The sequence below is a fragment of the Streptomyces sp. NPDC002790 genome (assembly GCF_040295505.1).
Lineage (GTDB): Bacteria > Actinomycetota > Actinomycetes > Streptomycetales > Streptomycetaceae > Streptomyces.
Genome location: NZ_JBEOVM010000196.1, coordinates 1 through 5,933, shown reverse-complemented (window position 1 = coordinate 5,933; position 5,933 = coordinate 1). Strand labels below are relative to the sequence as shown.

The following is a 5,933-nucleotide window of genomic DNA, read 5'->3' as shown; positions in this document are numbered from 1 at the left end:
CGCTCCTCGAACATCCCGGCCACGGACGAATCCCGCACCGCCGCGGCGGTGTCGTTCCACCGCACCAGCACCCGGTCCCGCTCACCGGCGTCGAGAACATCCACCGCGGCCAGCCGCACATCAGGCGCCGCGGTCACCTTGGTCAGCACCCGTACGAACCAGTCCGCCATACGCCCGGCCGTGGCCTCGTCGAACAGATCGGCCGACACGGTGACGGTGCCACGCAGGCCCGACGGACGGTCCTCGGCGTCGAACATCTCGGCGATCCCGACGTTCAGGTCGTACTTCGCCGATGCCGAGGTCGAGGCCGACGCCGACGCCGACGCTCCGTCCGGTGAGTCGGCGCCCGTGCCGGTGCGCGCCCCCGGTAGCTCCAGCGACGCCTCGTCGGTGTTCTGGAGGGTGAGGAACACCTGGAACAGCGGGTGGCGTGCCATCGACCGGGTTGGAGCCAGTTCTTCCACCAGGCGCTCGAACGGCATGTCCTGGTGCGCGAACGCACCCAGGCCCGACTCCCGCACCCGGGCCAGCACCTCCCGGAACTCCGGGTCGCCCGACAGGTCCGTGCGGATCACCAGGCTGTTGACGAAGAACCCGACCAGACCGTCCAGCGCCTCGTCGCCTCGGCCCGCGATCGGCGATCCGATGGGAATGTCGGTGCCTGCCCCGAGCCGGGAAAGTGTCACCGCCAGCGCGGCCTGCAGCACCATGAACGCCGTCACGCCCTCGTCCCGTGCCAGCTCCGCCAGCCTCTGGTGCACCTCGGCCGGCACCCGCAGCGGCACCCGGTGTCCCCGGTGGCCGGCCTCAGCCGGTCGCGGGCGATCCACCGGCAGCGCCAGCTCCTCCGGCGCTCCCGCCAACGTGTCGCGCCAGTACGCGGTCTGGGTCGACAGCAGGCTGTCGGGATCGGACTCCTCGCCCAGCAACTCCCGCTGCCAGAGCGTGTAGTCGGCGTACTGCACCGGCAGCGGCTCCCAGTCGGGGGCCTGCCCTTGCAGCCGCGCCGCGTACGCGGTCGAGAGGTCCCGGCTCAGCGGGGCCATCGACCAGCCGTCGCCCGCGATGTGGTGCATCACGACCACCAGGAGCTGCTCGTCACCCGAGTCGAACAGCCAGGCCCGGATGGGCAGTTCCGCCGACAGGTCGAACGCGTACCGCATCGCCTGCGCGACGGCCGCTGCTCGTTCGCCGCGCTCCACTTGAGAGACCCGCAGTTCCCAGTCCAGGTCCCGAGGATCGATGACCTGCTGGTACGGCGTGCCGTCCACCGCGGGGAAGACCGTCCGCAGCGACTCGTGGCGGCCGATGACATCGCGTAGTGCCGCACCCAGCGCGGCGACGTCCACTTCGCCGCTCAGCCGGATCGTCGTGGGCAGGTTGTACGTCGGGCTCGGGCCTTCGAGTTGTGCGAGGAACCACAGCCGTTGCTGCGCGAACGACAGCGGCACTCGCTCGGGCCGCGTTGCTGCCGCGCGCAACGGCGTTCGGGCCTGCCGTGCGCTCCCGGTCCGCTGGGCGGCGAGACCCGCCACCGTCGGGTACTCGAACAGGGTCCTGACCTCGACCTCCACGCCCAGCACCGCGCGGATCCGCGACACGAGACGCACCGCGAGCAGCGAATGCCCGCCCAGCTGGAAGAAGTTGTCGTCCACGCCCACCGACTCAAGGCCCAGTACGTCGGCGAACGCCGCGCACAGGATCTCCTCGGTGGGCGTGGCCGGGCCCCGGCCCGCTCCGGTGGCGTACTCGGGGGCGGGCAGCGCCTTGCGGTCCAGCTTGCCGTTCACCGTCAACGGCAGCACCGGCAGCGGGACGACGGCGGCCGGGATCATGTAGTCGGGCAGCTGTCCGGCCACGAACTCCCGCAGTCCGGCGAGGTCCATGTCGTCATCGCCGTCGTCCGCGGGGACGACGTAGGCGACGAGCCGCTTGTCACCGGGGGTGTCCTCGCGTGCCACCACGACGACCTGCCGGACCTCCGGGTGGGCCGACAGCACGGCCTCTATCTCGCCGGGCTCGATCCGGAAGCCGCGCACCTTCACCTGCTCGTCGGCCCGTCCGACGAACACCAACCGGCCGTCCGGGGCCCACTTGACCACGTCTCCGGTCCGGTACATCCGCTCACCGACGGAGCCGAACGGGCAGGCCACGAACCGCTCTCCGGTCAGTCCGGGCCGGCCCACGTATCCGCGTGCCACACCGGCACCCGCGACATAGAGTTCGCCGGCGACTCCCACGGGGGCGGGGCTGAGTGTGTCGTCCAGCACGAACAGGCGGACGTTGGCGATCGGCGTACCGATCGACGGTTCGGCTCCGGGCGCGAGCGGCATCGACATCGACGCACACACCGTGATCTCCGTCGGACCGTAGGCGTTGATCAGGCGGCGGCCGGGTGCCCACCGCTCGACCAGCTCCGCGTCCAGGGCCTCACCTGCGGAGACCAGCGTGGTCACCGAGTCCAGGCCTGCGGCGCCGAGCGCCCTCAGGACAGCCGGCGGCAGCGTCGTGTGCGTGATGCCGTGACCGGCGACCAGGTCGGCCAGCCCGCCACCGGGCAGCAACTCGTCCGCCGACGCCATCACCAGTGCCGCACCGGAGCACAGTGTCACCAGCACTTCCGACACCGCCGCGTCGAACCCGGCCGAGGCGAACTGCAGCACCCGCGCGCCCTGTTCCACCGCGAACCGTCCGCCCTGGGCGGCCACGAGGTTCACGATTCCGGCGTGCTCGATCGCCACGCCCTTCGGGGCACCCGTCGACCCCGACGTATAGATCACATACGCCAGGGCGGCCGGGTCGATCGACACCTCCGGCGCGGCCTCCGGCTGGGCGTCCACCAGCGCGGACGTCGTGCGGTCGTCGAGGGCGACCAACGGGACCCGGCCGACCGGCAGATCGTCCAGCAGATCCTGCGTGCCCAGGACGAGTTGCGCACGGCTGTCGGCCAGCATGAACGCCACCCGGTCCACGGGCAGCCGCCCGTCGATCGGCAGGTACGCCGCGCCCGCCTTCAGTACGGCGAGGATCGCGGTCACGAGGCCGGCGCCGCGCGGCAGGCACAGGCCCACCACCGACTCGGGGCCCACGCCCATGCCGCGCAGATGACGGGCCAGCCGGTTCGCCGCCGCGGCCAGCTCCCGGTACGTCGTCTCCACGCCGTCGGCCACCACCGCGACCGCGTCGGGCGCGGCCTGCACCTGCCGCTCGAACACGTCCACCACCGACGGGCCCACCACATCCGTGGCGGTGTCGTTCCACCCGTCGACCAGCAGTTCTCGCTCCCGCGCATCGAGAACGTCCACCGCTGTCAGCCGCACATCAGGCGTCGTGGTCACCGTGTCGAGGACCCGCGCGAACCAGCCGGCGAACCTGGCGGCGGCCGGTTCGTCGAACAGGTCCGCCGCCACCGTCACCATGCCGTGCCAACCCGCGGGCCGGCGACGGTCGTCGAACTGCTCCACCATCGTCACGTCGAGATCGAACTTCGCGGGCACCGGCACCGAGCCGTCCACGGCGAAGGCCTCACGGCCGGTGCGCCGCCCCGGCATGTCGAGCGAGGCGCGCTCCATGGTCTGCACGGTCAGCGTGACCTGGAACAGCGGATGGCGGGACATCGACCGCTCCGGCGCCAGCTCCTCCACCAGCCGCTCGAACGGCACGTCCTGGTGCGCGAACGCGCCCAGGCTCGCGCTTCGGACCCGGCTCAGCACCTGCCGGAACTCCGGGTCGCCCGACAGGTCCGTGCGGATCACCAGGCTGTTGAGGAAGAAGCCGACCAGGTCGTCCAGCGCCTCGTCGCCTCGGCCCGCGATCGGGGACCCGATGGGAATGTCGGTGCCGGCCCCGACGCGCGACAGTGTCACCGCCAGCGCGGCCTGCACCACCATGAACGCCGTCACGCCCTCGGCGCGCGCCAGCTCCGTCGCCCGCCGGTGCACCTCGGCCGACACCCGGAACGGCACGGCGTGCCCGCGGTGGGTGGCCACCGCGGGCCGCGGCCGGTCCACCGGCAGCGGCAGCTCTTCCGGGACTCCGGCCAGCGTCGCCCGCCAGTACCGCACCTGCTCCGACAGCAGGCTGTCGGGGTCGGACTCCTCGCCCAGCAACTCCCGCTGCCACAGGGCGTAGTCGGCGTACTGCACCTGCAGCGGCCGCCACTCCGGGGCCCGGCCCCGCTGCCGCGCCGCGTACGCCGCCGACACATCACGGCTGAGCGGACCCATCGACCAGCCGTCGCTGGCGATGTGGTGCATGACCACCACCAGCACCTGCTCGTCGGGACCGGCCTCGAACAGCCACGCCCGGACCGGCAGCTCCGCCGACAGATCGAACGCGTACTCCGATGCCTGCCGCACGGCCGCGGACAGGTCGCCAGGCGTCACCTCGGTGACCTGGACAGCCCAGTCGAGCTCCCCCGGGGCAAGGACCCGCTGGTAGGGCTCGCCGTCCACGGCCGGGAACACGGTACGCAGCGACTCGTGACGTTCGATCACATCGCGCAGCGCCGCGCCCAGCACCGCGGCGTCCACTCCGCCGAGCGACACCACCACGGGGATGTTGTACGTCGGGTTCGGCCCTTCCAACTGGCCCAGGAACCACAGCCGTCGCTGCGCGAACGACAACGGAACCAGCTCCGGACGCGTCTGCGCCGCCCGCAGCGGCGTGCGTGCCTGCCCCGCTCCCTCGGCCATCCAGGCCGCCAGGCCGGCCACCGTCGGGGCCTCGAACAGCGTCCGGACCTCGATCTCCACACCGAGTACGACGCGGATCCGCGACACCAGCCGGACCGCCAGCAGCGAATGGCCGCCCAGATCGAAGAAGCCGTCGTCCACGCCCACCGACTCCACCCCGAGGATGTCGGCGAACGCCGCGCACAGGATCTCCTCCGTGGGCGTGGCCGGGCCCCGGCCCACGCCGGTGGCGTACTCCGGCGCCGGCAGGGACTTGCGGTCCAGCTTGCCGTTGGCGGTCAGCGGCAGCGCGTCCAGCGTCACGAACGCGGCGGGGACCATGTGCTCGGGCAGCCGCCGCGCGAGGAACTCCCCTATGCCGCCGCTGTCCACGTCTTCGGTATCCGTGTCGGCGGGCACCACGTAGGCGACCAGACGCTTGTCACCCATGGTGTCCTCACGCGCGACCACCGCGACCCGGGACACCTCCGGATGTGTCAGCAGGGCGGCCTCGATCTCGCCGGGCTCGATCCGGAAGCCACGCACCTTGACCTGGTCATCGGCCCGGCCGGCGAAGACGAGTTGCCCGTCCACCGTCCACTTGGCCAGGTCCCCGGTCCGGTACATCCGCTCCCCGGAGCCGAAGGGGCAGGCCACGAACCGCTCGCCGGTCAGCCCCGCGCGACTCACGTACCCGCGCGCCAGCCCGGCACCCGCCACATACAGCTCCCCGGACACACCCACCGGCACCGGTTGCAGCGTCCCGTCGAGTACGTACAGGCGGGTGTTGGCGATCGGCGTACCGATCGGCACCACCCCGGCAGCCACCCCTTCCACGGTCAGTTCACCGGTTGCCACCCCGACCGTGGTCTCGGTCGGCCCGTAGTGGTTGAACACCTTCCGGCCGCCGGCAGCCGCCAGCAGTTCCGCCGTCCAGTCGACCTGCGCGGCCTCACCACCGAGCACCACGGACCCGGCCGGCAGCAACGCCTCGACACCCACCGCGGCCGTCAACGCCGCCAGATGCGAAGGCACCACCTTCATCGCATCGATCCGCTGCTCCCGCAGATACCCGGACACCGCAACCGGATCCGTCACCAACTCCGCGTCCAGCACGTGCAGTTGCCCGCCGGAGACCAGGCTGCTGAACACCACGGTGTTACCCAGGTCGGTCACCTGCGCCTGCAACAGCGCATACCGCGCCCCCGGCACATCCCAGCCCAACCGCCCCGACACCGACGACACATAGTTGGCCAGCGA

General features: G+C 71.9%; 1 protein-coding gene. It reads right to left on the bottom strand.

Translation table 11 applies throughout. The features are described from left to right. Positions 1 to 5,933: non-ribosomal peptide synthetase (locus ABT004_RS35615; protein WP_351345740.1), on the bottom strand; the 5,933-nt coding region annotated here is incomplete at both ends.